At 68.8% G+C, this 23,070-nt stretch carries 22 protein-coding genes and 1 tRNA gene; 13 read left to right on the top strand and 10 right to left on the bottom strand.

The window, feature by feature from the left end; genetic code table 11:
- Positions 1-10 precede the first annotated feature (10 nt).
- The 4 genes from FBZ83_RS05770 to FBZ83_RS05755 all read left to right on the top strand — a co-directional run bounded on the left by FBZ83_RS05770 (position 11) and on the right by FBZ83_RS05755 (position 5,780).
- The gene (locus tag FBZ83_RS05770) at positions 11-1,330 is read left to right on the top strand and encodes an ABC transporter ATP-binding protein (protein WP_145681470.1); all 1,320 of its coding nucleotides are present in this window, start codon (positions 11-13) and stop codon (positions 1,328-1,330) included.
- Between the two features lie 88 nt (positions 1,331-1,418).
- A complete protein-coding gene (gene hrpB, locus FBZ83_RS05765; RefSeq protein ID WP_145681469.1) occupies positions 1,419-3,959 on the top strand; it encodes an ATP-dependent helicase HrpB in 2,541 nt (846 codons plus the stop codon).
- Positions 3,960-3,976: 17 nt separating this feature from the next.
- A complete protein-coding gene (locus tag FBZ83_RS05760; protein WP_145681468.1) occupies positions 3,977-4,504 on the top strand; it encodes a DNA-binding protein in 528 nt (175 codons plus the stop codon).
- A gap of 43 nt (positions 4,505-4,547) precedes the next feature.
- Complete coding sequence (locus FBZ83_RS05755) at positions 4,548-5,780, top strand: adenylate/guanylate cyclase domain-containing protein (protein ID WP_145681467.1); 1,233 nt, start codon at positions 4,548-4,550, stop codon at positions 5,778-5,780.
- Positions 5,781-5,935: 155 nt separating this feature from the next.
- Here FBZ83_RS05755 and FBZ83_RS05750 read toward each other — a convergent pair whose 3' ends face one another.
- From FBZ83_RS05750 to FBZ83_RS05735, 4 genes are all read right to left on the bottom strand, one after another.
- On the bottom strand, positions 5,936-7,492 hold the full coding sequence (locus tag FBZ83_RS05750) for a SpoVR family protein (RefSeq protein ID WP_145681466.1): 1,557 nt from the start codon (positions 7,490-7,492) through the stop codon (positions 5,936-5,938).
- A gap of 163 nt (positions 7,493-7,655) precedes the next feature.
- Entirely contained in the window at positions 7,656-8,948 is a 1,293-nt protein-coding gene (locus FBZ83_RS05745; protein ID WP_145681465.1) for a YeaH/YhbH family protein, read from the bottom strand.
- A gap of 50 nt (positions 8,949-8,998) precedes the next feature.
- Positions 8,999-10,945, bottom strand: a complete 1,947-nt coding sequence (locus FBZ83_RS05740; RefSeq protein ID WP_114857599.1) for a PrkA family serine protein kinase — start codon at positions 10,943-10,945, stop codon at positions 8,999-9,001.
- An 818-nt stretch (positions 10,946-11,763) separates the two neighbouring features.
- Positions 11,764-12,153: a response regulator gene (locus FBZ83_RS05735; protein WP_145681464.1), complete on the bottom strand. Its 390-nt coding sequence runs from the start codon at positions 12,151-12,153 to the stop codon at positions 11,764-11,766.
- A 175-nt stretch (positions 12,154-12,328) separates the two neighbouring features.
- Between FBZ83_RS05735 and FBZ83_RS05730 the strand changes: the two genes are divergently transcribed.
- Positions 12,329-13,177: a DUF4743 domain-containing protein gene (locus tag FBZ83_RS05730; protein ID WP_145681463.1), complete on the top strand. Its 849-nt coding sequence runs from the start codon at positions 12,329-12,331 to the stop codon at positions 13,175-13,177.
- Positions 13,178-13,207: 30 nt separating this feature from the next.
- Here the strand turns inward: FBZ83_RS05730 and FBZ83_RS05725 are convergent, their stop codons facing one another.
- The 3 genes from FBZ83_RS05725 to FBZ83_RS31350 all read right to left on the bottom strand — a co-directional run bounded on the left by FBZ83_RS05725 (position 13,208) and on the right by FBZ83_RS31350 (position 16,049).
- Positions 13,208-14,770, bottom strand: coding sequence for a hybrid sensor histidine kinase/response regulator (locus FBZ83_RS05725; RefSeq protein ID WP_145681462.1), 1,563 nt, complete (start codon positions 14,768-14,770; stop codon positions 13,208-13,210).
- Positions 14,771-14,938: 168 nt separating this feature from the next.
- Positions 14,939-15,790: a tRNA glutamyl-Q(34) synthetase GluQRS gene (gluQRS, locus tag FBZ83_RS05720; protein ID WP_145681461.1), complete on the bottom strand. Its 852-nt coding sequence runs from the start codon at positions 15,788-15,790 to the stop codon at positions 14,939-14,941.
- A gap of 91 nt (positions 15,791-15,881) precedes the next feature.
- Positions 15,882-16,049 (bottom strand): hypothetical protein, encoded by a 168-nt coding sequence (locus FBZ83_RS31350; protein WP_014241314.1) that lies wholly within the window; start codon positions 16,047-16,049, stop codon positions 15,882-15,884.
- A gap of 328 nt (positions 16,050-16,377) precedes the next feature.
- On the opposite strand from FBZ83_RS31350, the gene FBZ83_RS05715 reads away from it, so the two are divergent.
- Both FBZ83_RS05715 and FBZ83_RS05710 read left to right on the top strand, forming a co-directional pair.
- Positions 16,378-16,941 (top strand): HNH endonuclease, encoded by a 564-nt coding sequence (locus FBZ83_RS05715; RefSeq protein ID WP_014241315.1) that lies wholly within the window; start codon positions 16,378-16,380, stop codon positions 16,939-16,941.
- A 42-nt stretch (positions 16,942-16,983) separates the two neighbouring features.
- Positions 16,984-17,136 carry a DUF1289 domain-containing protein gene (locus tag FBZ83_RS05710; RefSeq protein WP_145681460.1) on the top strand — a complete coding sequence of 51 codons (153 nt, stop codon included), beginning with the start codon at positions 16,984-16,986 and terminating at the stop codon, positions 17,134-17,136.
- Positions 17,137-17,157: 21 nt separating this feature from the next.
- Here the strand turns inward: FBZ83_RS05710 and FBZ83_RS05705 are convergent, their stop codons facing one another.
- Positions 17,158-17,784 (bottom strand): demethoxyubiquinone hydroxylase family protein, encoded by a 627-nt coding sequence (locus FBZ83_RS05705; protein ID WP_145681459.1) that lies wholly within the window; start codon positions 17,782-17,784, stop codon positions 17,158-17,160.
- Entirely contained in the window at positions 17,781-18,308 is a 528-nt protein-coding gene (locus FBZ83_RS05700; RefSeq protein WP_014241318.1) for a disulfide bond formation protein B, read from the bottom strand. Before FBZ83_RS05700 ends, FBZ83_RS05705 begins: the two co-directional genes overlap by 4 nt.
- A 137-nt stretch (positions 18,309-18,445) precedes the next feature.
- Here FBZ83_RS05700 and FBZ83_RS05695 point away from each other — a divergent pair.
- From FBZ83_RS05695 to FBZ83_RS05685, 3 genes are all read left to right on the top strand, one after another.
- A tRNA-Leu gene (locus FBZ83_RS05695) sits at positions 18,446-18,532 on the top strand.
- A 108-nt stretch (positions 18,533-18,640) separates the two neighbouring features.
- Positions 18,641-19,036: a (R)-mandelonitrile lyase gene (locus FBZ83_RS05690; protein ID WP_186465984.1), complete on the top strand. Its 396-nt coding sequence runs from the start codon at positions 18,641-18,643 to the stop codon at positions 19,034-19,036.
- 147 nt (positions 19,037-19,183) lie between these two features.
- Positions 19,184-19,576 (top strand): c-type cytochrome, encoded by a 393-nt coding sequence (locus FBZ83_RS05685; RefSeq protein WP_137103422.1) that lies wholly within the window; start codon positions 19,184-19,186, stop codon positions 19,574-19,576.
- Between the two features lie 15 nt (positions 19,577-19,591).
- On the opposite strand, the gene FBZ83_RS05680 is transcribed toward FBZ83_RS05685, so the two are convergent.
- Positions 19,592-20,179, bottom strand: a complete 588-nt coding sequence (locus FBZ83_RS05680; RefSeq protein ID WP_145681457.1) for a PQQ-dependent catabolism-associated CXXCW motif protein — start codon at positions 20,177-20,179, stop codon at positions 19,592-19,594.
- Positions 20,180-20,591: 412 nt separating this feature from the next.
- Between FBZ83_RS05680 and FBZ83_RS05675 the strand changes: the two genes are divergently transcribed.
- From FBZ83_RS05675 to FBZ83_RS05665, 3 genes are read left to right on the top strand one after another with little or no spacing between them, the layout of a single operon-like run.
- Positions 20,592-21,578, top strand: coding sequence for an ABC transporter substrate-binding protein (locus FBZ83_RS05675; RefSeq protein WP_145681456.1), 987 nt, complete (start codon positions 20,592-20,594; stop codon positions 21,576-21,578).
- Positions 21,578-22,336 carry an ABC transporter permease gene (locus FBZ83_RS05670; RefSeq protein WP_145681455.1) on the top strand — a complete coding sequence of 253 codons (759 nt, stop codon included), beginning with the start codon at positions 21,578-21,580 and terminating at the stop codon, positions 22,334-22,336. Before FBZ83_RS05675 ends, FBZ83_RS05670 begins: the two co-directional genes overlap by 1 nt.
- Positions 22,227-23,036, top strand: coding sequence for an ABC transporter ATP-binding protein (locus FBZ83_RS05665; RefSeq protein WP_145681454.1), 810 nt, complete (start codon positions 22,227-22,229; stop codon positions 23,034-23,036). Before FBZ83_RS05670 ends, FBZ83_RS05665 begins: the two co-directional genes overlap by 110 nt.
- Positions 23,037-23,070 lie beyond the last annotated feature (34 nt).

The following is a 23,070-nucleotide window of genomic DNA, read 5'->3' as shown; positions in this document are numbered from 1 at the left end:
AGGCCGTACCATGATGATGCAGAACTCGCCCCTCTTTGAACTCCACGGCGTCCGGCAGGCCTACCGCAAGCCGTCCGGCCCGCCGTATGTCGTGCTCGACGGCGTGGACCTGACGCTGCGCGACGGCGAGATCGTCGGGCTGCTCGGGCGCTCCGGCTCGGGCAAGTCGACGCTGCTGCGCATCGTCGCCGGGCTGGCCCAGCCGACCTCCGGCCAAGTCCTGCACCACGGCGCGCCGGTGGCCGGGCCGACCGACGGGGTGGCGATGGTGTTCCAGTCCTTCGCGCTGTTCCCCTGGCTGACCGTCGAGGAGAATGTGCTGGCCGGGCTGAAGGCGCTGCGCGTTCCCGCGAACGAGGCGGCGGCGCGCGCCGAAGAGGCCATCGATCTGATCGGCCTGTCGGGCTTCGAGAGCGCCTACCCCAAGGAACTGTCCGGCGGGATGCGCCAGCGCGTCGGCTTCGCCCGCGCGCTGGTCGTCCATCCGGAAATCCTGCTGATGGACGAGCCCTTCTCGGCGCTCGACGTGCTGACGGCAGAGACTCTGCGCACCGACCTGCTCGACCTGTGGATGGAGCGCAAGTTGCCGACCCGGTCGATCCTGATGGTGACCCACAACATCGAGGAGGCGGTGCTGATGTGCGACCGCATCCTGGTCTTCGCCTCCAACCCGGGCCGCGTGGCGGCGGAGATCCGGGTGGACATCCCGCACCCGCGCAACCGGCTGGCCCCGGACTTCCGCGAACTGGTCGACGACATCTACGGCCGGATGACCGCGCGCAAGCCGCTGAGCGCTCCGCCAACAACACCGGTGGGGACAACCGGGCGCCCGCGGCCGGTCTACGCCGAACCGCTCCAGCAGGTCTCGACGAACCTGCTGTCCGGCCTTATGGAGACGCTGGCCGCCCCGCCCTACCAGGGCAAGGCGGACCTGCCGCACCTCGCGGCGGCGCTGCGGCACGAGATCGACGACCTCTTCCCCATCGCCGAGACGCTCCAGATGCTCGGGTTCGCCGAGGTGGCGGAGGGCGACATCCGGCTGACCGAGCCGGGCCGCCTGTTCGCCGAGGCCGGGATGGACGACCGCAAGGCGCTGTTCGCCGAGCATCTCGTCCATTTCGTGCCGCTCGCCGCGCACATCGACGCCGCCCTGGCGGAACGCACCGACCACCGCGTTCCCTACGCCCCGTTCGCCCGTGAGCTGGAAGCCTTCATGAGCGAGGCCTACGCCGAGGAGACGCTCAACGCGGTGACCGGCTGGGCGCGCTACGCCGAGCTGTTCACCCACGACCGCGAGGCCGGGGTCTTCTGCCGGGGGGAGGCCGAATAGCCGCCAGGACCCGGCGGAAGGCTTGACCGGCGCGCCCGCCGCTGCCAGGAACACGGGCGGCGCCCCTCTCCACCATCCCGCAGTGTCCATGAGCATCCCGCCCCTTCCCATCGATCCCGTGCTTCCCGAGCTGCTGGCCGCGCTGGACGGGCGCGGCGTGGCGGTGCTCCAGGCGCCGCCGGGGGCGGGCAAGACCACCCGCGTGCCGCTGGCCCTGCTCGACCGGCCCTGGCTGGCCGGGCGCAAGGTGATCGTGCTGGAGCCGCGGCGCTTGGCCGCCCGCGCCGCCGCCCGCCGCATGGCCGCGATGCTGGGGGAAAGCGTCGGCGAGACGGTCGGTTACCGCGTGCGGCTGGACACCAAGGTCGGGCCGAAGACCCGGATCGAGGTGGTCACCGACGGCCTGTTCCTGCGCCAGCTTCAGGAGGACCCCGAACTGCCGGCGGTCGGTGCCGTGCTGTTCGACGAGTTCCACGAGCGCGGCATCGACAGCGATCTGGCGCTGGCCCTGGTGCAGGAGGCGCGCGGCGCGCTGCGCGACGACCTGCGGCTGGTGGTGATGTCGGCGACGCTGGACGGCGGCCCCGTCGCCGCCCTGCTCGGCGACGCCCCGATGGTGACCAGCCAGGGCCGCGCCTTCCCGGTGGAAACTCGCCACCTCGACGCTCCCGGCACCGGTACCCGCGTCGAGGATGCCGTGGCCGCCGCCGTCCGCCGCGCCCTGCGCGAGGAGAGCGGCAACGCGCTGGTCTTCCTGCCCGGCGCCGGGGAGATCCGGCGGGTGCAGAGTCTTCTGGAGACGGCGGACCTCGGCCCCGGCACGGTGATCGCCCCGCTCTACGGCGATCTGACGGCCGACGCCCAGGACCGCGCCATCGCGCCCAGCCCGCCGGGCACGCGCAAGATCGTCCTCGCCACCCCCATCGCCGAGACGAGCCTGACCATCGAGGGCATCCGCATCGTCGTGGACGGCGGGCTGATGCGCGTCCCCCGCTTCGACCCGCGCAGCGGCATGACCCGGCTGGTCACCGCCAAGGTGTCGCAAGCGTCGGCGGAGCAGCGGCGGGGCCGCGCCGGCCGGCTGGAGCCCGGCGTCTGCTACCGCCTGTGGCCGGAGCCGTCGCACAAGGCGCTGGCCGCTTTCACCCCGCCGGAGATCATGGACGCCGACCTCGCCCCGCTGGCGCTGGAGCTGGCGGTGTGGGGCGTGTCGGACCCGGCGTCGCTGGCCTGGCTCGACCCGCCGCCCGCCGCCGCCATGACCCAGGCGCGGGAGCTGCTGCGCGAGCTGGGGGCGCTGGACGCCAATGGCGGCATCACCGCCCACGGCCGCCGCATGGCCGGCTTCGGCGTGCATCCGCGGCTGGCCCACATGATGCTGAAGGGCAAGGCGATGGGGCTGGGGGCGCTGGCCTGCGAGGTCGCCGCCCTGCTCGGCGAGCGCGACATCGTCCGCGCCCAGCCCGGCTTCCGCGACGCCGACCTGCGGCTGCGCGTGGAGCTGCTGCGCGGACTGGACGATGAGGGCCGGGTGCGCGGCGCCGGGCGCGGCCTGACCGTGGAGCGCGGCGGCGCCCAGCAGGCGCTGAAGCAGGCCCGGAACTGGAAGCGGCAGTTGGGCGTGAAGGGCAATGGCGGCGACCTCGGCGCCACCGGCCTGCTGGTCGCCCTCGCCTATCCCGACCGCATCGGCCAGCGCCGCCCCGGCGGCAGCGCGGGCGGGGCGGCCGCGCAGTACCGGCTGTCCAACGGGCGCGGCGCCTATTTCCAGGACGCCGAGCCGCTGAGCGCCGAAGACTGGCTGGCCGTCGCCGACCTCGACGGAGCCGCCCGCGAGTCGCGCATCTTCCTCGCCGCCCCGCTCACCCTGGCCGAGCTGGAGGAGGCCTTCGCCGAGCACATCCGCAGCGAGACCGTGGTCGCCTGGGACGGGCGGGAGCAGACGGTGCTGGCCCGCCGCCGCCGCATGCTGTTCGCCCTGGCGCTGGAGGACAAGCGCCTGCCCAACCCGCCCGCCGAGGCCATCGCCGCCGCCATGCGGGAGGGCGTCCGGGAGATGGGGCTGACCGCCCTGCCCTGGACCGACGAGCTGCGCAAGTGGCAGACGCGCGTCCTGTTCCTGCGCCGCATGGAGGGCGAGGAGTGGCCGGACGTCTCCGACGCCGCCCTGCTGGAGACGATGGAGGAGTGGCTGGCCCCCTTCCTGAACGGCGCCTCGCGCCGCGCCCATCTCGACCGGGTGGAGCTGGGCAACGCGCTGCGCGGGTTGCTGCCCTGGGCGATGCAGCAGCGGCTGGACAAGGAGGCGCCAACCCATGTCGAGGTACCCAGCGGCTCTCGCGTTCCCATCGATTACAGCGGGGAGGAACCGGTGCTGGCCGTCCGGCTGCAGGAAATGTTTGGGCTGGCCGAGACGCCGCGCATCGCCGGCGGGCGGGTGCCGCTGCTGCTGCACCTGCTGTCCCCGGCCCGCCGCCCGGTGCAGGTGACGCGCGACCTCGCCAGCTTCTGGGCCAACGCCTACAAGGCGGTGAAGGCCGACCTCAAGGGGCAGTATCCCAAGCATTATTGGCCCGACAACCCGCTGGAGGCCGAACCCACGGCGCGGACAAAACCACGCGGACGGTAACAGGGAGGCGGAAGAGCATGGCGATCATCGGGGTGATGGGGTCGGGGCAGGAGGAATGGGCGGATTACGCCGAGCCGCTCGGCGCGTGGATCGCCGGGGCCGGGCACGACCTGCTGACCGGCGGCGGCGGCGGGGTGATGCGGTCGGCCGCGCGGGCCTTCCACGGCACGCCGGGGCGCCGGGGACGCTCCATCGGCATCCTGCCGTCCGAGCCCGATCCGGTCCGCGGCCATGCGCCCCTGCCCGGCTACCCCAACCCCTACATCGACCTGCCGATCCTGACGCCCTTCGCGCGCAAGCCGGCCGGCGCGCCGCCGACGGAGCTGAGCCGCAACCACGTCAACATTCTGACCAGCGACGTGATCGTCGTCCTGCCGGGCCGCCACGGCACCCTGGACGAGGTGCGGCTGGCCCTGCGCTTCGGAAAGCCTATGATCGGTTTCGGACCGGAGCTTGACTTTCAGGCCATGCCCGCCGAATTGCGGACAACCGGCGACTTCGGAACGGTCACGGCCTTCATCGCGGACGCCCTGTCCCGCCGCTGACCCTCCGTTCCCGGAAAACGCGACCTGTGGCAGGATGGCGGGCATGGATGCGCAAGGGATTCTCGACCTCAGCCGCTGGATCGCGGAGGCCGGTCTGCAGGGGGTGCCGGAAACGGACCTCATCGGCGGCCTCTGCGAGCGGCTGGTCGCGGCGGGCGTGCCGCTGACCCGCACGGTGGTCGGGGCGGACACGCTGCACCCGACCATCGCCGGCCACGTCGTCACCTGGGACAGCACGGGGCGCAACGCCGCCGAGGTCCACCAGAGCGATTATGGCAACGGCAGCGATCCCGAGATCGACGAGAAATGGCTGCGCAGCCCCTTCCACCGGCTCTACGCCTCCGGCGAGACGATGCTGCGTCTGCGGCTGACCGGCGGTGCGGCGGAGAACAGCGACTTCCCGATCGTGGAGGAGTTGAAGGCGCAGGGCGCCACCGACTACATGGCCATCGTCAACCGCCTCGGCCCGCGCGCCGCCATCGGCGAGCTGGACTGCATCTTCTCCTCCTGGGTGTCGCACCACCCCGACGGTTTCAGCGACGCCCAGCGCGACGCCCTGCTCACCCTCACCGGCAGCCTGGCGCTGGCGCTGCGCGGCCACGCCATGGCCCACATCGCCAACACGCTGGCCGAGACCTATCTGGGGCGGGACGCCGGCCACCGGGTGCTGCGCGGCCACATCCGCCGCGGCGTCGCAGAGGAGCTGGACGCCGTGCTGTGGTTCAGCGACCTCCAGGGCTTCACCCGCATCACCGACACCGCGGCCCCGGAAACCATCCTGCCGCTGCTGAACGACTATGCGGAGCTGGTGGTGACGGCCATCCACCGGCACCGTGGGCAGGTGCTGAAATTCATGGGTGACGGCATCCTGGCGGTCTTCGACCGCTCCAGCGCCGAGGACGCCTGCCGCGCCGCCCTCGACGCGGCGGAGGAGGCGCGGGAGCGCTGCAAGGAGTTGAACAGCAGCCGTTCCGCCGCCGGGCTGCCGGTGACGCGCTTCTACCTCGGGCTGCACCAGGGGAAGGTGTTCTACGGCAACATCGGCGGTGTGGATCGGCTGGACTTCACCGTGGTCGGCCCGGCGGTGAACGAGGCCAGCCGCATCGCCGCCATGTGCCGGTCGCTCGACCAGGACATCCTGCTGTCCTCCGCCTTCACCGAGTCCGCCCCGGAGTGCCGGGAGCGGCTGATCTCGGTCGGGCGCTACCTGCTGCGCGGCGTGGGCCGCCCGCAGGAGCTGTACACGCTGGACCCGGAGGCGGTGGGAGCGGCCTAAAGCCTACCGGGAACGGGTGGGAGGTGTTGCGCCCACCCCGGCCCTCCCCCGCTCTCGCGGGAGAGGGTGCCTTATGCGAAGCGGCGGCAGTCCCCTCCCCTGCGTCAGCGGGGGAGGGTTAGGGAGGGGGCAAGTGCGGCCGAACCCCGCTCCCATCACCCCCCGATGCCGCTCGGCGCGGTGACGGCGTGCTCCTTCAGGATGGCATCGGACAGGGCCGACACCTCGACGAGTTGGACCTCGTAGCCCCACAGGTTGGCGATGTGGCGCAGCACCGCCTTGGCGTCGCTCTCGTCCAGCAGCACGCCGTTGGTCACGCGGTGGTGCAGGATCAGCTTGCGGTCGCCGGCCAGATCGACGTCGACGATCTGGATGTCCGGCTCCAGGAAGCCCAGGTCGTACTGCCGCGCCAGCAGCTTGCGGATACCGCGGTAGCCACGCTCGTTGTGGATGTTCTCGACCAGCAGATAGGGGTCTTCCGCGTCGTCGCGCACGCTGAACATCTTGAACTTCCGCATCAGGTGCGGGCTGAGATACTGGAGGACGAAGCTCTCGTCGCGGAAGTTGGCCCAGGCGTCGCGCAGCGCGCCCATGCCGTCGCCCCGCCCGGCGAGGTCGGGGAACCAGTAGCGGTCCTCGTCCGTGGGAGTCTCGGCGATGCGCTGGATGTCCTGCATCATCGCGAAGCCCAGCGCGTAAGGGTTGATTCCCGAGAAACGCTGGTCGTCGAACTCCGGCTGGAACACCACCGAGGTGTGCGAATGCAGGAACTCCAGCGTCGCGCCTTCGCTGATCATCCCGCGCCGGTGCATCTCGTTCAGGATGGTGTAGTGGGTGTAGGTCGCACACCCCTCGTTCATCAGCTTGGTCTGCTTCTGCGGGTAGAAATACTGCGCCATGTGGCGGACGATGCGGAGGATCTCGCGCTGCCAATGCTCCAGCCGCGGCGCCTTCTTCTCCAGGAAATAGAGCAGGTTCTCTTCCGGCAGGCCGAGCAGCTTCTTGCGCTCCGACACCGACTTGGACGGGCGGGCGCCGCCGACGGCAACCTTCGGCACGGTGCGCCACAGGTCGTTGAAGGTCTGCTCCTGGTACTCCTGCCGCTCCCGCTCGCGCTTCTGCTCCAGCCGCAGGTCGAGGCTGCGCTTCTTCGGGTACTTGTGCACGCCCTGGTTCATCAGCGCGTGGGCGGCGTCGAGCACCCGCTCCACGGCGTGGTGGCCGTAGCGGTCCTCGCACTGGCCGATGTAGGACTTGGCGAATTCCAGATAGTCGAGGATGCCCTCGGCGTCGGTCCACTGCTGGAAGAGCTGGTTGTTCTTGAAGAAGTGGTTGTGACCGAAGGCGGCGTGGGCGATCACCAGCGTCTGCATCGTCATGGTGTTCTCTTCCATGATGTAGCTGATGCAGGGGCTGGAATTGATGACGATCTCGTAGGCGAGGCCGCGGTAGCCCTTGCGGTAGAGCATCTCGTCGCGGGCGAAATGCTTGCCGAAAGACCAGTGCTTGTACATCAGCGGCATGCCGATGGACGAATAGGCGTCGAGCATCTGCTCGGCGGTGATGACCTCGATCTGGTTGGGATAGACGCTGAGACCCATGTCCTTGAGGGCGATGTCCTCAATGGCGTCGTAGACGCGCTTGATCTTGTCGTAATCCCAGTCCGCCCCGTCGTAGAGCAGGCTGTCGGGCTTGTCGATCACAGCGGTCATGCCTCACATCCTCTCGATACTCTGTGGGGTGTTGGCCCCGTTCTTTGGTGCGGCCTCGCGGTGGAGGGCGTTGCCCCCTCCCTGACCCTCCCCCGCTTCGCGGTGGAGGGAACCGGCCCCCTCTCCCGCGCCAGCGGGGGAGGGTTGGGGAGGGGGCTGGAAATCAGGCCTTCGCTTTCTCGCGGGCGAACAGGTCGCGGAAGACCGGGAAGATCTCCCGGCGGGAGCGGACGCGGCGCATGGCGATCGGCAGGTCCGGCCCCTGGACCGTCTTGTAGGTCCGCCACAGCTCCGTCTCGCGGCCCAGCGCCGACAGGCCCATGTTGTGCTCCGCCGCCACCTCGATGTAGGCGAAATACTGGCACAGCGGCAGGATGCCGTCCCGCAGCAGACCCGCCGACCGCGCGTTGTCCGACGACATGTTGTCGCCGTCCGACGCCTGGGCGGCGTAGATGTTCCACTCGTTCTCCGGATAGCGCTCCTTGACGATGCGCTGCATCTCCTCCAGCGCCGTGGAGACCACGGTGCCGCCCGTCTCGGTGGAGTAGAAGAACGTGTCCTCGTCCACCTCCTTGGCCTCGTGGGTGTGGCGGATGAAGACGATGTCGACCGACCGGTAGCGCCGCTTCAGGAACAGGAACAGCAGCATGAAGAAGCGCTTGGCGAGGTCCTTCATGTGCTCGGTCATCGAGCCCGAGACGTCCATCAGGCAGAACATGACCGCCTGCGCGATGGGCTTCGGCACCGTCTCAAACCGGTTGTAGCGGACGTCGATCGGGTCGATGAAGGGGATGCGCTTGGAGCGGAGATAGTGCCGCTCCAACTGGTCGCGCATCTCCCGCAGCTTCTCGGGATCGTCGCCGCGGTCCTCCGCCTCGCGCAGAAGCTCCTCCAGTTCCAGCATCTCCGCCGGCTTGGGGCGCTTCAGCGCGATGCGCCGGCTGAGGCTGTTCCGCATGGTGCGGACAAGGTTCAGGTTGGCCGGCGAGCCGGTCACCGAATAGCCCGCCCGCGTCAGCGAATGGGATTCCGTCTGCTTGACCTTCTGCTTGACGAGATCGGGAAGCTCCAGGTCCTCCAGGAAGATGTCCAGAAACTCCTCGCGGGACAGGACGAAGCGGAAATCGTCGTCGCCCTCCCCGTCCGGACTGCCTTCGTTGCCGCCGCGGCCACCGCCGCTTTCGGGCCGTGCGATGGTGTCCCCTTCCACATACTCCTTGTTGCCCGGCACGACGTAGTCGCGCACGCCGCCGGCCCCGGAGCGGTGGAAGGAGGGCTCCCGCACCCCACCGGTCGAGATGGTCACCTTCTCGCCGTTTTCGATGTCCTGGATGCCGCGTTTGCCGGAGGCATCCCGCACCGCCTTCACCACCTGCTCCTTGGCACGGCGCAGGAAACGCTGGCGGTTGGCCAGGCTCTTGCCTTGCGGATTCAGGCGACGGTCGATGATGTTCATCAAGGGGGAGCCCCTCCTACCCGTTCACGCTCGTGTGGTGAAGCGGGCCGTCAGCCGGCCTGCTTCACGCGCATGTACCACTCGACCAACCGGCGGACCTGCCGCTCGGTGTAGCCGCGCGACATCATGCGCGACACGAACTCGTTGTGCTTCTTCTCGGTCTCGCCGTCCTTCTTGGACCCGAAGCTGATGACCGGAAGCAGATCCTCCACCTGGGAGAACATGCGTTTCTCGATCACCTCACGGATTTTCTCGTAGGACGTCCAGGAGGGGTTGCGCCCGGCGTTCGCCGCCCGCGCGCGCAGCGCGAACTTGACGACCTCGTTTCGGAAGTCCTTCGGGTTGGCGATCCCGGCGGGCTTCTCGATCTTGGTCAGCTCCTGGTTCAGAAGCTCGCGGTTCATCAGCTGGCCGGTGTCCGGGTCCTTGAAGTCCTGGTCCTCGATCCACGCGTCGGCGTAATCCACGTAGCGGTCGAACAGGTTCTGCCCGTAGTCGCTGTAGGATTCCAGATACGCCTTCTGGATCTCGTTTCCGATGAACTCCGCGTAGCGCGGCGCCAGCTCGGCCTTGATGAACTCGATGTATTTCTTCTCGGTGTCGTCGGGGAACTGCTCCCGCTTGATCGACTGCTCCAGGATGTACATCAGGTGGACGGGATCGGCCGAGATCTCGTTGGAGTCGTAGTTGAAGGTCGCGGCCAGCACCTTGAAGGCGAAGCGGGTGGAGATGCCGTCCATGCCCTCGTCCACGCCCGCCTGGTCGCGGTATTCCTGCATGGACTTGGCCTTGGGGTCGGTCTCCTTCATGCTCTCGCCGTCATAGACGCGCATCTTGGAGTAGAGGCTGGAGTTCGGATGGTCGCGCATGCGCGACAGCACCGAGAACTTCGCCAGCATTTCCAGAGTCGACGGCGCGCAGGGCGCGGTCGCGAGGTCGGAGCCCTTGACCAGCTTGTCGTAGATCCGCTGCTCCTCCTGCACGCGCAGGCAGTAGGGGACCTTGATGACGCAGATGCGGTCGATGAAGGCTTCGTTGTTCTTGTTGTTCTTGAAGGTCTGCCACTCCGCCTCGTTGGAGTGGGCGAGGATGATGCCCTGGAACGGGATGGCGCCGATGTTCTCCGAACCGACGTAGTTGCCCTCCTGGGTCGCCGTCAGCAGCGGGTGGAGCATCTTGATCGGGGCCTTGAACATCTCGACGAATTCGAGCAGGCCCTGGCTGGCCCGGTTCAGGCCGCCGGAGAAGCTGTAGGCGTCGGGATCGTTCTGGCTGTACATCTCCAGCTTGCGGATGTCGACCTTGCCAACCAGCGAGGAGATGTCCTGGTTGTTCTCGTCGCCCGGCTCCGTCTTGGTGACGCAGATCTGGCGCAGCTTGCTGGGATGCAGCTTGACGACGCGGAAGCGGGAGATGTCGCCGCCGAACTCGTCCAGGCGCTTCACCGCCCACGGGCTCATCAGGCCGGTCAGGCGGCGGCGCGGGATGCCGTAGCGGTCCTCCAGCAGGTCGCCCATCTCGTCCGGGTTGAACAGGCCGAGCGGGCTTTCGAAGACCGGGCTGACCTCCTTGCCAGCCTTCAGCACGTAGACCGGGCATTTCTCCATCAGCGACTTCAGCCGCTCCGCCAGCGACGACTTGCCGCCGCCCACCGGGCCCAGCAGGTAGAGGATCTGCTTGCGCTCCTCCAGACCCTGCGCGGCGTGGCGGAAGAAGCCGACGATCCGCTCGATCGTCTCCTCCATGCCGTAGAAGTCGGCGAAGGCCGGATAGATCTTGATCGTCCGGTTCATGAAGATCCGGCCAAGGCGCGGGTCCTTGGCGGTGTCGACGACTTCCGGTTCGCCGATGGCGGCGAGGATGCGCTCCGGCGCGGAGGCATACATCATCGGGTCGTCGCGGCATTCCTGGAGGTATTCCGTGAGGCTCATCTCGACCTCACGGCGCCCCTCATAGGACTGTGTGTAGCGCGTGAACAGTTCGTCGGCCGGGAACATTCCGCTCTCCGTGTCTCTTAGTCCGATGCGTCGGGGCTGCCGCCGGGGGACCCGGGCGGCGGGGGCGGCACCTGCCGCAGGTGCGAACTCTGGGGTGTCACGGACACAACGGTCCCGCGGCACCCCCGCTCACCGTCGAAAGCCAGACCTTTTATCCAGTTGCCCTTCAAATGAAGCGCCCCCTTCGGAGTGCTAAACTCGAATGCTTCAAAACTGAATGTAATGCTCGACCTAGAGCTTTCCAGGAGGAAAGCCTTGATAGCCGGAAAAGACGGGCGGTCGGACCCACCGGTCGTCAGTAATAGACCACGCGGCCGGGTTGTCCGGGAAAACCGGCGCGCAAGCACCGGCGGAAAGGACGGCAAAAGCAACGACGTTCGATGGGGTTGAAACTTCCAGCCGGCTTCCGGAACGCGGCCCGGATGCCGTTCGTCGGGGACTCGCTGGACTTCGCCGATCACCCATCGACCTCCAGTGCATCCACGCGCCTTAACCCACTAAGGCGCTACGGTTAACGTTAAGTGTGCCGACTATTTCTTAACAACACACTTCCGTGCCTGTGACCATCGCCGGGCCTGCGGATATTAACGCATGGGCCATCGGCGCGGTCCACACCTTCCAAAGAAGGATGGTGAGCCTCATCACAGCAGATCAACAAGGCAGAATTTGGGTGAGCCGCCTTTGCCGTTGCGGCGCACAATCCCCACGGAATCCGGAAGGCGGCTGAAATCAAGCACTTGGCCGCGATTTTGCAGTCCTGCCACAGGTCGGGGAAAAAGTGTGACCGGCGCGGGCGCCCCCGGCCGGCCTGGGAGCCCTCAACCGAGCTTGGCGCCCAGCGTTTCCTTGAGCGACGCCGGGGTGGCCGGCTTGACGATGAAGGTGTCGGCGCCGAAGGCCGCGGCTTCGTCCATGCGGCTCTGGTCGGCGCGGTTCGTCATGAAGACCACCGGCAGCGCACGGTGACGGGCGTCGGGGCTGGCGCGCAGCGCTTTCAGGAAGCCCAGCCCGTCCATCGGCTGCATTTCCACGTCGCAGACGACCAGATCGGGTTCGTGCGCCTGCACGGCGGCCAGCCCGGCCTCGCCGTCGGCGGCCTGATGGACGGAGCGGAAGCCCAGCGTGGCCAGCATCTTCGCCAGCACCATGCGGGTGAAGCTCTCGTCTTCGATCACCAGAACCGAAAAATCCCCGAACGCCGCCGGCATCGACCTGTCCCCCGACTCCGATAGGCCGTGTGTGTACGCCGCAAGCCTGTCCTTTGCAACGGGCTGGCATCGCCTCCCGCCTGGCATCGCCCAAGGACGACGGAACGGCCGGCGCGGAGCCGGTTCACGGAAGAACGGTTGCACGGCGGGGGGCGCTGCGGCTACACGGAGTCGCATGAGCTTCCTCGACCACATCCGCGCGTGCAACGCGCATGACCTGTCCGGCTTCCGTCCGTTCGAGCTGGAGGGACATCGTCTCGGCTGGGTCCGCCACGCGCTGGCCGAGCGGCTTCCCGGAGTCGATCCGGGCTTCGTCGTCACCGCCGACCGGGTGACCCTGGCCCCGGAGGTCCGCGACTTCGAGGCGCGGTCCTCGGTGCTGGCGCACGCCGCCCAGTTCCTCGTCGAGACGGGGGCGGTCACCGCCCTGCGCGGCGAGTTCTACCCCGTCGCCCCGGCCTGGGGCGCGGAACCGCTGATGCGCATCGACCGCGCGGTGGTGGCGCAGTTCGGCACCTCCTCCTATGGGCTGCACGTCAACGGATTCGTCCGCCGGCCGGACGGCGGCCTGTCGCTGTGGATCGGGCGCCGCGCCCGCGACCGCGAGGTCGCGCCGGGCAAGCTGGACAACATGATCGCCGGCGGCCAGCCCATCGGCCTGACGCTGGCGGAGAACCTCGTCAAGGAGGCGCAGGAGGAGGCCGGGATCGACGCCGCCCTGGCGTCCCGGGCCGTTCCCGTCGGGGCCGTCACCTACCGCATGGAGACGGAGGCCGGGCTGAAGCAGGACACGCTGTTCCTCTACGACCTGGAACTCGACGCGGATTTCGTTCCGCAGAACACCGACGGCGAGGTCGAGCGGTTCGAGCTGTGGCCGCTGGACCGCGTCGCGGAGTCGGTGCGCGCGACGAAGGACTGGAAGTTCAACGTGCCCCTCGTCGTCATCGACTTCATGATTCGTCATGGCTGGCTGACGCCGGATGAGCCGGGCTATCTGGAGATCGTGAAGGGCCTGCGTCGGTAGACGCCGCCGCGGCGGCGCCCGTCCCGCCGGTCATTCCGCCGCGGCCCGCCCCCGCGCTTCCTCCAGGTGGGACGACAGCTCCGACAGGGTGACCGGCTTGTGCAGGACGGTGAAGCCGCTGCGCCGCGCCTCGCGGATGCGGTCGGGGCTGGTGTCGCCGGTCAGCAGGATCGCCGGGATGAGATCGCCGGCGAAGGCATGGATGTCACGGATGGCGTCCACCCCCGTCCGGCCGTAGCGCAGACGGTAGTCGGCGATGATGACGTCAGGAAGCCGCTCCGCCCCGTCGAGCTGGCGCAGCGCCTCCTCCCCCGATGCCGCGGCCAGCACGTCCCAGCCCCACTGCTCCAGCACCAGCCGCAGGCTCTGCAGGATCAGCTCCTCGTCGTCGATGATCAGGGCGAGCGCGCCGGGACGGTCCAGCGACGGCATGGCGCGTTCCGTCGCGTTGGGATTCCAGGAAGCGTGCAAGGGAACCTCCACCGTAAAGCATGTGCCCCGCCCCGGCCGCGACCGCACGCGGACCGGAAGGCCAAGCAGACGCGACAGCCGCCTCACCACCGCCAACCCGAGGCCCAGGCCACGGCTGCGGTCGCGTTCGGCGTTGCCGAGCTGGACGAACTCCTCGAAAATCTCGTCGATCTTGTCGGCTGGGATGCCGACGCCCGTGTCCGCCACCTCGATGCACAGCATCCTGCCGCGCCGACGGCAACCCAGAAGCACGCCGCCCGACGCCGTGTAGCGCACCGCGTTGTCGAGCAGGTGGCGCAGCAGCCGTTCCAGCAAGGTGGCGTCGCTGCGGACCTGCAGCGTGAGCGGACGCACCCGCAGCTTCAGCCCCTTGGCGGCGGCGCGCGGGCCGTAGTCGGCCTCCAGCCGCCCCATCATCTCGGTCAGCGCGAAGAGCGCCAGATCGGGCGACACGATCCCGGAATCGAGCCGGGCCACGTCCAGCAGCGCGTCGAGCAGGCCGCGCATCGCCTCGACCGCCCGGTTCATCGTCTGGACCAGCGGCAATTGCGGATGATCGGACAGGCGCTCCGCCAGGACCGCGCCGAACAGGGTCAGCGACTGGGCGGGCTGCCGCAGGTCGTGGCTGGCGGCGGCCAGGAAGCGCACCTTGGACTGGCCGACCCGCGCCACCTCGTCCCGCGCGGCGCGCAGGGAATCCTCCAGCCCGCGCAGCCGCGCCTCCGCGACCATGCGGCGTCCGGCGTCCGCCGCGGTCATGACGATGCCCGCCGGCTCCCCGCCGCCCGCCGCCGGCAGCGGCGTCAGGGCGATGTCGAACCAGGTTCCGTCGCCGGTGAGGGTCAATTCCTGGACCTGCCCACGCCCAGCACCGGCCACCGCCTGGGCGAAGCGCTCCGCCGCGTCCTCCCGGCCGCCCCAGACGAAGGCGCCGGCCATGGGCTGCCCGATCAGCAGATCCCGCGGGCAGCCGATGGCGCGCAGCATCGCCGCGTTGAGATCGGCAATGCGCCCCTGCCGATCGAGCAGGGCGACCGCCACGCCGATCGTGTCGAAGACCCGCCGCAGCCCGGCGGGATCGGCTGGGTCACCGCCGCGTTCCGCCACATCCTCCTCTCGCATCGCTTGCCCCCTTCGGATTGCAAGCCTACCGATCGTGTGGCGCCAACCGTCTGGCCGAACAAACAATCGGTCGAGATTCAAAAGATACGTGCAAGAGGAGGAAGATTCCAGGCGACTCGCCTCAAACGGATAGCCGGGCAATGCTTGTAATACACAGTTGGTGGTAGATCATAACTCTTCCGGAAAGCCGGCCAGAGCACGCACCGCCGCCGCCGTTTGCCCGGAATCCCGAAGCGATCGCAAAGTCTTGGCGTTGTCGCGCTTGGCAAGGCGTTCGCCGCGCTCATTCACCAGCAAAGGGTGATGATGGTGGTCGGGTGGATCGACTCGGAGGAGTTCCTGAAGAAGACGATGCACGTGGGTCGCGAAAAAAAGATCCTCGCCGCGGGTCACCAGCGTCACGCCCTGGAGGTGATCGTCCAGCGTGACCGCCAGATGATAGCTCGTCGGAACGTCCTTGCGGGCCAGAACGACGTCGCCCAGGAGCCCCGGCGCGGCGCCCTGCCAGCCCTGCCGCCGGTCGTGCCAGCGCAGCGGCCCCGTCATGGCCATGGCCATCCCCACGTCCAGCCGCAGCGCATAGGCCGCACCGGCGGCGATGCGGTCCTGGCGCTCCGCTTCCGACAAGCCGCGGCAGGTGCCGGGATAGAGCGGGCCGTCCGGCCCATGCGGCGCGTGGCCGGCGCGGGCAATCTCCGCGGCGATGTCCTTGCGGGTGCAGAAGCAGGGATAGACGACGCCCAGATCGTCAAGCCGCGCCAGCGCGGCGCGGTAATCGTCCAGATGCTCCGACTGGCGGCGCACCGGCTCCTGCCAGGTCAGGCCCAGCCAGGCCAGATCCTCGCGCAGGTCGCGGTCGAACTCCGGACGGCAGCGCTGCGGGTCGATGTCCTCGATGCGCAGCAGGAAACGGCCCCCGGCCTTGCGGGCGGTGGTCCAGCCGAACAGAGCGGAATGGGCGTGCCCGAGATGGAGATGGCCGGTCGGGCTCGGCGCGAAGCGGGTGACGACGTCGGTCATTCCCGCCTTATACCCCAACCGCGCCCGGCCTGCATGTCGGTCGGGCGCCGCGGACGGAGGACGCGGATGGCAGGGCCGGATGTCGCTGGGCTCAGATGTAGGGATTGTCCTTGATCGGCTCGACCGGGATGTCCTCGCCCTCCAGATACATGGCGAGGCGGCGGCGCAGTTCGCGGTCGAAGGCGTCGATGCGGCGCTGGCGGTCGCGCTCCTCGCGCTCGGCGCGCTTCTCGGCAAGGTCGATGATCGTGGCGCTCATGGATGTTCCCTTTGAAAGCGTCCCCCTCGGGCGCCGTCACCATCTCAGAGCATGGTTAACGCACAGTAACCACGATGTCGGAAAATGCACGATCAAGGCTCCACAACCAAATGTCACAGGCAATCTGGCGGGTTCGGCCTTGCCGGCCCCGCCCATCGAAAGGGTTACAGGATCGTGAAGAAATGACGCAGTGCGGCGCGACATATTGAGTTCGAAGCACAAATCAACTATGTATCTGGTGTTCCGCTCACCCGGCGGCGTGTCATCCCGCGAGGGGGCGGAACAGCAGACTAAGGTTCCAGACACGTCTCAGATAAGGGAGTGGCCATTGGCTCCACCACCCGATCACTGTCCGGCCCTGGTGCTGAACGCCGATTTCCGGCCGCTCAGCTACTTCCCCTTGTCGCTCTGGTCCTGGCAGGAGGCGGTCAAGGCCGTCTTTCTGGACCGGGTGAACATCATCTCCGAATATGATCGCGTCGTCCGCTCCCCCACCTTCGAGGTTAAGCTGCCGAGCGTCATTTCGTTGAAGGAGTTCATCCCGGCGACGCGGCGGCCGGCCTTCACCCGATTCAACGTTTTCCTGCGCGACCGCTTCACCTGCCAGTATTGCGGCCACCACTTCCCCACGCAGGAACTGACCTTCGACCACGTCATTCCACGGTCGCGCGGCGGGCGCACCACCTGGGACAACGTCGTCACCTCCTGCTCGGCCTGCAATCTGGCGAAGGGAAACAGGTTGCCGCACAGTTGCGGCATGATCCCCCTCAGTCCCCCGTTCCAGCCGAGTGCCTACCAGCTTCAAGAGAACGGACGTGCATTCCCGCCAAACTTCCTTCACGAAAGTTGGCGGGATTTTCTTTATTGGGACACCGAACTCGATCCGATATAGAAACGCCGCGATCGGGAAGGCTGGACCAGGAAAGATTTGGGTATGGACGACGAGAACCCCTGCGTGGGCATCTGCATCATCGGCGAGGACGGCTACTGCGAAGGCTGCGGGCGGAGCGAGGACGAGATCTACGGCACGCCGCCCGCCCCGACGCCCATCCCGGCGGAAACCGGAGCGGACGGCAAAGCCGCCTGAGTCCGCTTCGCCCGCCCCCGGTCACACCCGTTCGGCCACCCAGATGACCGCCTTGGTACCGGCCTTGATGGCGGCGGACAGCACCGGATAGGCCGGGGCCTGCTCCGCGCCGTTGAGCAGGCCGATGTCGCGGTGCTCCACCTCCTCCGCCTGGAATTTGAGGATGGAGGTCTTCAACTCCTCCTCTTCCGGGCCGAGGTGCTTCAGCTGCGCCTCGTAATGGCCGTCGATGACCTGCTCGACGGCGACGGTGCAGGCCATGGCCGCCCGCTCGCCCATCACCGCGGTTCCGGCGCCCAGCAGGAAGCCGGCGACGTGCCACAGCGGCTGCAGCACGGTGGGGCGAACCTGACGGGCAACGAGTTGCTTCTCGAAATACTGGAGATGCTCCAGCTCCTGGTCGGCCATGTGGCGCAGGGTCTTGGCGTGCCGGCCCCGGCCCATGACGGAGAGCTGGCCTTCGTAGATGCGCTTGGCTCCATACTCGCCGGCATGGTCCACGCGCACGATCCGCGCCAACCGCTGTTCCGGAGTCGGGTCGCCGGGCAGGCGTCCGCGCGGGCGGGGACGGGGGGTGGGCGACTCGCCAGTGGACGGGGTGGCGGACGAGGTGGAAGCGGTGGCGGCCGTGGCGTCGAGCGGTGTCATGCGAAGGTCCTGGAAACCGAGGTCCGGATGTAGGCGGCGCGGGCCGCCGCGAAGGCGAAGGCGGACAGCGCCAGCGAAATCACGACGTTGTAGCCCGCCATCGAAATCCCGAACAGCGACCACGCCACTTCGTCGCAGCGGGTGACCGGGGCGGCGAGCACCTGGGCGCGCAACTCCTCCAGCGTCTGGGGCGCCCGTCCGCTGGCGCCGCAGGCCGAGGTGCCGGCCCACCAATGCTGCTCCACCCCGACATGGTAGGCGGCGATCCCCGCGCCGGCCAGCAGGGCCAGCCCGCTCGCCACCAGCAGCGCGTCGCCCAGCCCGCGCCACTGGCGGAACAGCAGGGTGACGATGCCGAAGGCCATCACGGCGCCATAGGGCACGCGCTGCCACAGGCACAGGACGCAGGGCTGGTAGCCCAGCGCGAACTGGAAAAACAGCGCGGCGGCCAGCACGCCGGCGCTGGCGATGGCCAGAAGCCCGGCGGTGTAGCGCGGATCGTCGATGGGGAGGCGGTTCATCATGCGGGTGAGATTAGCGCGCCCCACAGGCTTAGGCCAGACACGCCGACGCATCCGCACAAAACACTTTGTCCCAGGGCGAATTCCCCTCTATATAGCGGGCACCGGTCGCCACGAGCGCCGGGTCCGGCAGGCACCGTGCGGGCGTGGCGGAATTGGTAGACGCAGCGGACTCAAAATCCGCCGTCCTCACGGATATGTCGGTTCGAGTCCGACCGCCCGCACCATCTTCCCTCCTGTGCCCGATCCGCGGACCGCCGCAAGGCCACATCCGCCCTCCCCGCTTGTTTCCGTCACGCAGCCCCGGCCTTGGGGCCACAGCGGAGGATTCGACCATGGAGATCATTCGGGTTGGCGCGCAGCCATCCGTCACCGGACCGGCCGACTGGTTCACCGGCACGGTCCGCATCGACCCCCTCGTTCAGACCGAAACCCCGGCCCGCACCGCGGCGGCCAGCGTCACCTTCGAACCCGGCGCCCGCACGGCGTGGCACACCCATCCCCTGGGGCAGACCCTGATCGTCACCGCCGGCGTCGGCCGGGTCCAGCGCGACGGCGGCCCCATCGAGGAGATCCGCCCCGGCGACGTCGTCTGGTTTCCGCCCGGCGAGAAGCACTGGCACGGCGCGTCGCCGACCATGTTCATGACCCACATCGCCATCCAGGAGCAGTTGGACGGCAAGGCCGTCGACTGGATGGAAAAGGTCACGGACGAACAGTACGGGGCGTGAGGCAACAGGACCGGCCCCAAAACCTCATTGCGTATGCGGGCTTGTTCCAAAGTCCAATTCGGCGGCCCGACCCAGCCCCTTAAAATGCACGGCATCGACCGCCGCCGCGACCGGCGCCGCGGAGTCTTGGCTGGGGAGCCATCTCACATGACCGTTTCCAGATTCGTCATTGCCGCCGCCCTTCTGCTTGCCGCCGGGACGGCCAACGCCGAAAGCGGGCCGCAGCCCAAGACGGCCGAGGAGGCCGCCGGCAAGCAGATCTTCCATCAGTGCGCGGCCTGCCACTCGCTGGATTCCAGCAAGAACGCCTTCGGCCCGAGCCTGTACAACGTCGTCGGACGCAAGGCCGGTTCGATCCCGCGTTTCGACTATTCCAACGCGCTGAAGGCGTCCAACATCACCTGGACCGAGGACAACCTGCGCCACTGGATCGCCGGCAACGACAATTTCGTGCCGGGCACCCGCATGCGCCACGTCGCCATCACCGACCCGGCGGAGCAGGACTATCTGATCGCCTTCCTGAAGTCGCTGAAGCAGTAAGCACAGAAAAGCCGGTTACGGTGCGGCGACCGGAACCGGCTTCCCCTCCTCGGTCGGCAGGCCCGCCTCGGCCCAGCCGTCCGCCCCGTCGCGGTACCAGAGGACGCGGCGGTAGCCCATCTCCAGGGCGCGCTTGCCCGCGTTCCACGACATCCAGCAGTCCGCCAGACAGTAGAACAGCAGGCCGCGCCCGCGGTCGCCGCCGGTCAGCCGCTCCAGGTTGGCCCGGAAATAGCCGTCCAGTTCCGGCGTCAGTGCGCCGAGCCCGACGTTGGGCAGCCAGACGCTGCCGGGGATTTGCGGAAAGGGCTTCGGCACCAGCCAGGGACCGCCGGGCAGCGTGCTGCGGTCCAGCTTCATCACGTTGATCGGAAGGGCCGCCCCCGACTCCACCAGAGCGCGGGCCCGCACCGTGTTCACCGTCTCGGCCCCAGGCAGCGAGGCCGGGGTCGGCGACCGGTATTCGGTCATCCGGTAGCCGTCCGGCACCGGAACCGCGTCCGCCGCGGCGTCTCCCGCCGGCCCGGCCAGCAGCAGCGCCAGCCCGGCGGCGCCCAGCCATCGTCCGCGCACCACGTTCCCTCCCCCATTGTTCTGCGGCATCCACGAAATCCCCCCGTGCCCGACAGGGTCAAGTTGCCCGATAGTCGAATACCGGGGACCGGCGGACGAGGCCTAAGCTCACCGTTCGCCATCGTGGGATTCCCGCGTTCCGCTGCGCCACCGCACCGCAGAGGCCTGCCTTGCAAACGACCGCAGGACGCATCATCATCAGGCTAGGGAGACAGGGGTCTAGCCACCCCTGCCTCCCGGCCCGATCCTTAGCGGTTCAGGAGATCAAGGATATTCTTGATCACCCGAAGCAGCAGGATCAGGAGAGTGAGGATTCTTTCCATCCTCGACACCTCCTTGTGATGGGACACGGGCGGTGGCCAATCCGCCGCCCGGTCCACCGCGCAACCATGACGCGGCCCACCCTCCATACAAATGCAATTTTTGACGCAGGGGCGGTGCCATGCGCCTGATGTCCCTCGTCCGGCTGTTTCTGGTCCTGGCGCTGGTCTGCGTCGCCACCGTGGCGCGTGCGGCGGACCGGCCCACGGTGACCATCGGGGTGCTGAAGTTCGGCACGGTCAGCTGGGAGCTGGACGTCATCCGCCACCACCGGCTGGACGAGGCCGCCGGCTTCGAGCTGAAGCTGATGGAGCTGGCGAGCGGTCAGGCGGCGCAGATCGCGCTGCAGGGCGGGGCGGTGGACATGATCGCCAGCGACTGGCTGTGGGTGGCCCGCCAGCGCGCGGCGGGGGCCGACCTGACCTTCATTCCCCATTCCGCGGCGGTCGGCGCGCTGATGGTTCCGGCGGCTTCCCCCATCACCTCCGTCGCCGACCTGAAGGGCCGGCGCATCGGCGTCGCCGGAACCCCCATCGACAAGAGCTGGCTGCTGCTGAAGGCGCTGGCCCGCGACCGCTACGCGCTCGACCTCGACGCCGCGGCAACGCCTGTCTTCGCCGCCCCGCCCCTGCTCAACCAGAAGGCCACGACAGGGGAGCTGGACGCCGTGCTGAATTTCTGGCCCTACGCCGCCCGCCTCCAGGCAGCGGGCATGCGGACGGTTATCGGGGTGGAGGGGATGATGCGGGACCTCGGCCTGTCGGCCCAGGTGCCGGCGGTCGGCTTCGTCTTCCATGAGGGCTGGGCCAAGGCCAACCCGGCGGCGCTCGACGCCTTCGTCGCCGCCTCACGCAAGGCCAAGGCGATCATGGCGCAATCCGACGCGGAATGGAACCGGCTGCGCCCGCTGATGAAGGCGGAGGACGAGGCCACCTGGGCGGCACTGCGCGACCAGTTCCGCGCCGGCATCCCGCAGCATTGGACGGAGGAGGAGCGGGAGGCCGCGGCCAAACTCTACGGGCTGATGGCCAAGCTCGGCGGGCGGGAGCTGGTGGGCAACGCCATGGCCCTGCCGGACGGCACCTTCTGGCCGGGGGTCCGCTTCTGATGCGGTGGCGGCGGCTGGCCCCGGTCCTGTCGCTGGCTCTGCTGGTCGGGCTGTGGGCCGTCGCCGCCGAACTGGCGGCCAGCCGCAGCCTGCCCGGCCCCGCCGCCGTGCTGTCCGTCCTGGTCCGCGAGGCGGCGGACGGCGCGCTGTTCCATCACCTGGGGATCACGCTGGCGCGGATGGCCGCGGCTTTCGTCATCGCCATGTCCATCGGCTCGGCGCTGGGCATCCTGCTCGGCCGCTCGGCCACCGCCGACCGGCTGTTCGGGCTGTGGCTGACCGTGTTCCTGAACATCCCGGCGCTGGTCGTCATCGTGCTCGCCTATGTCTGGTTCGGCCTGACCGAGGCGGCGGCGGTCGGCGCGGTCGCCGTCAACAAGATCCCCAACGTCGTGGTCGTCCTGCGCGAAGGGACGCGCGCCATCGACGAACAGTATGTGGAGATGGCGCGGACCTTCCGCATGGCGCGGTCCGACGTGCTGCGCCATGTGCTGCTGCCCCAGCTCACCCCCTACTTCGCCGCGGCGGCGCGGTCCGGCCTTGCGCTGATCTGGAAGATCGTGCTGGTGGTCGAGCTTCTGGGCCGCAGCGACGGGGTGGGATTTCAGATCCACCTCTTTTTCCAGATGTTCGATGTGGCCGGCATTCTTGCGTACACCGTCGCCTTCGTGGCCGTCGTCCAACTTCTCGAGCTCTGCGTCCTGCAACCCGTCGAGCAGCGGTTCACCCGCTGGCGGCCGGTGCGCGCTGAGGCTTGAGATCCGCTCCAAGCGCTTCGCCGGGCGGGAGGTCATCCGCGGCCTGTCGCTGACGGCGGCGCCGGGCGAGTTCCTGGCGCTGGTCGGCCCGTCCGGATGCGGCAAGACCACCGCGCTGACCATCGCCGCCGGGCTGGACCGTGATTTCGACGGAACGCTCGACTTCGGCGGGCCGGAGCCGGTGCTCGGCTGCGTCTTTCAGACGCCCCGCCTGCTGCCCTGGCGCACGGTGCGCCAGAACGTGGCGCTGGTGCTGCCTAAGGCCCGGCGGAGCGACGGCACGGCGGAGCGCTGGCTGGCCGCCATGGGGCTGGAGGCGGTGGCCGACGCGTATCCGGGCCGCCTGTCCGGCGGCATGGCGCGGCGGGTGGCGCTCGCCCGCGCCTTCGCGGTGGAGCCGGGCCTGCTGCTGATGGACGAGCCCTTCGTCTCGCTGGACGAACCGACGGCGCAGCGGATGCGCGCCCTCCTCGCGACGATGCTGGAGCGGTCCCCGGCCACCGTGCTGTTCGTCACCCACAATCTGCGCGAGGCGATCCAGCTGGCCGACCGCATCCTGGTGATGGCCCCAGGCCCGACGCGGGTGGCGGCGGAGGTGCCGCTGGAAACGCCGCGCGCCCTGCGCGACGACGCGCTGGTCGAGCGCGTGCGGGCGGATCTGCTGGCCCGGCCCGATCCGGCTTTCCGGCTGCTCGCTTGAGTCTTTCGGTGAAACTGTGAAGCGGCTCACACCC

The organism is Azospirillum brasilense, assembly GCF_007827815.1.
Taxonomy (GTDB): domain Bacteria; phylum Pseudomonadota; class Alphaproteobacteria; order Azospirillales; family Azospirillaceae; genus Azospirillum; species Azospirillum brasilense_C.
The sequence above is the reverse complement of the archived record's forward strand: the minus strand, read 5'-3'. Positions and strand labels throughout refer to the sequence as shown.

What these genes read in the sequence shown, in the direction of transcription:
- FBZ83_RS05770 (WP_145681470.1), top strand. Translation starts at nt 11, where the DNA reads ATGATGATGCAGAACTCGCCCCTCTTTGAACTCCACGGCGTCCGGCAG.
- hrpB (WP_145681469.1), top strand. Translation starts at nt 1,419, where the DNA reads ATGAGCATCCCGCCCCTTCCCATCGATCCCGTGCTTCCCGAGCTGCTG.
- FBZ83_RS05760 (WP_145681468.1), top strand. Translation starts at nt 3,977, where the DNA reads ATGGCGATCATCGGGGTGATGGGGTCGGGGCAGGAGGAATGGGCGGAT.
- FBZ83_RS05755 (WP_145681467.1), top strand. Translation starts at nt 4,548, where the DNA reads ATGGATGCGCAAGGGATTCTCGACCTCAGCCGCTGGATCGCGGAGGCC.
- FBZ83_RS05750 (WP_145681466.1), bottom strand. Translation starts at nt 7,492, where the DNA reads ATGACCGCTGTGATCGACAAGCCCGACAGCCTGCTCTACGACGGGGCG.
- FBZ83_RS05745 (WP_145681465.1), bottom strand. Translation starts at nt 8,948, where the DNA reads ATGAACATCATCGACCGTCGCCTGAATCCGCAAGGCAAGAGCCTGGCC.
- FBZ83_RS05740 (WP_114857599.1), bottom strand. Translation starts at nt 10,945, where the DNA reads ATGTTCCCGGCCGACGAACTGTTCACGCGCTACACACAGTCCTATGAG.
- FBZ83_RS05735 (WP_145681464.1), bottom strand. Translation starts at nt 12,153, where the DNA reads ATGCCGGCGGCGTTCGGGGATTTTTCGGTTCTGGTGATCGAAGACGAG.
- FBZ83_RS05730 (WP_145681463.1), top strand. Translation starts at nt 12,329, where the DNA reads ATGAGCTTCCTCGACCACATCCGCGCGTGCAACGCGCATGACCTGTCC.
- FBZ83_RS05725 (WP_145681462.1), bottom strand. Translation starts at nt 14,770, where the DNA reads ATGCGAGAGGAGGATGTGGCGGAACGCGGCGGTGACCCAGCCGATCCC.
- gluQRS (WP_145681461.1), bottom strand. Translation starts at nt 15,790, where the DNA reads ATGACCGACGTCGTCACCCGCTTCGCGCCGAGCCCGACCGGCCATCTC.
- FBZ83_RS31350 (WP_014241314.1), bottom strand. Translation starts at nt 16,049, where the DNA reads ATGAGCGCCACGATCATCGACCTTGCCGAGAAGCGCGCCGAGCGCGAG.
- FBZ83_RS05710 (WP_145681460.1), top strand. Translation starts at nt 16,984, where the DNA reads ATGGACGACGAGAACCCCTGCGTGGGCATCTGCATCATCGGCGAGGAC.
- FBZ83_RS05705 (WP_145681459.1), bottom strand. Translation starts at nt 17,784, where the DNA reads ATGACACCGCTCGACGCCACGGCCGCCACCGCTTCCACCTCGTCCGCC.
- FBZ83_RS05700 (WP_014241318.1), bottom strand. Translation starts at nt 18,308, where the DNA reads ATGATGAACCGCCTCCCCATCGACGATCCGCGCTACACCGCCGGGCTT.
- FBZ83_RS05690 (WP_186465984.1), top strand. Translation starts at nt 18,641, where the DNA reads ATGGAGATCATTCGGGTTGGCGCGCAGCCATCCGTCACCGGACCGGCC.
- FBZ83_RS05685 (WP_137103422.1), top strand. Translation starts at nt 19,184, where the DNA reads ATGACCGTTTCCAGATTCGTCATTGCCGCCGCCCTTCTGCTTGCCGCC.
- FBZ83_RS05680 (WP_145681457.1), bottom strand. Translation starts at nt 20,179, where the DNA reads ATGCCGCAGAACAATGGGGGAGGGAACGTGGTGCGCGGACGATGGCTG.
- FBZ83_RS05675 (WP_145681456.1), top strand. Translation starts at nt 20,592, where the DNA reads ATGCGCCTGATGTCCCTCGTCCGGCTGTTTCTGGTCCTGGCGCTGGTC.
- FBZ83_RS05670 (WP_145681455.1), top strand. Translation starts at nt 21,578, where the DNA reads ATGCGGTGGCGGCGGCTGGCCCCGGTCCTGTCGCTGGCTCTGCTGGTC.